The sequence below is a fragment of the Prevotella sp. 20925_1_30 genome, assembly GCF_041433025.1.
GTDB lineage: Bacteria > Bacteroidota > Bacteroidia > Bacteroidales > Bacteroidaceae > Prevotella > Prevotella vespertina.
This window is the reverse complement of sequence record NZ_JAPWAR010000074.1, coordinates 1-591: the sequence shown is the minus strand read 5'-3', so window position 1 is coordinate 591 and position 591 is coordinate 1. Positions and strand designations below refer to the sequence as shown.

Sequence of the window (591 nt, the reverse complement as noted above, 5' to 3'; positions counted from 1 at the left end):
TAATCAGTTCTAATATAAAGTCTTTGCTTGTGAAAATACGTCACCTTATACGGTTGACAGATTAGTAGAAGAGTTTACGAGTAGACAAGTTGACAAGAAAACAAGTTAAAAGTGTACAAGTAAACGAGTTATTAGCCTAAGAGACTAATATAAAACGATGAAAAATCTACTGATAAGAAAGGAAGCAATGACAAAAGACAGAAGCAATAACTAGTCAATTAGTCAACTTCATAACTAGTCAATCGAACAAAATATTAGGTGGTTATTGCGTCGGGGTTCCACCTCTTCCCATTCCGAACAGAGAAGTTAAGCCCGTCTGCGCCGATGGTACTGCAATGCAATGCGGGAGAGTAGGTGGCCGCCTTCTTTTACTTAGAGAGCTTTGAAGAGAAATCTTCGAGGCTCTCTTTTTTTGTTCCTTTTTTTGTGGCTCCTCTCTCAATTCTATTACCTTATTACTCCTCAACCTCCTCTCTCCAATCCTCTCTCCCGCCCTCTCCAAACGAACCTCCACCATCCGCAGGAAAGTAATGTAGATGGAGAGCCATTACTGACCTTCTCTCTCCAATCCTCTTCCCCGCCCTCTCCAAA

1 rRNA gene is annotated in these 591 nt (G+C 41.5%); it reads left to right on the top strand.

Features of this window, described 5'->3' with window-relative positions:
* Window positions 1-254 precede the first annotated feature (254 nt).
* Window positions 255-367: ribosomal RNA gene (rrf, locus tag O3603_RS12065) — 5S ribosomal RNA — on the top strand.
* Window positions 368-591 lie beyond the last annotated feature (224 nt).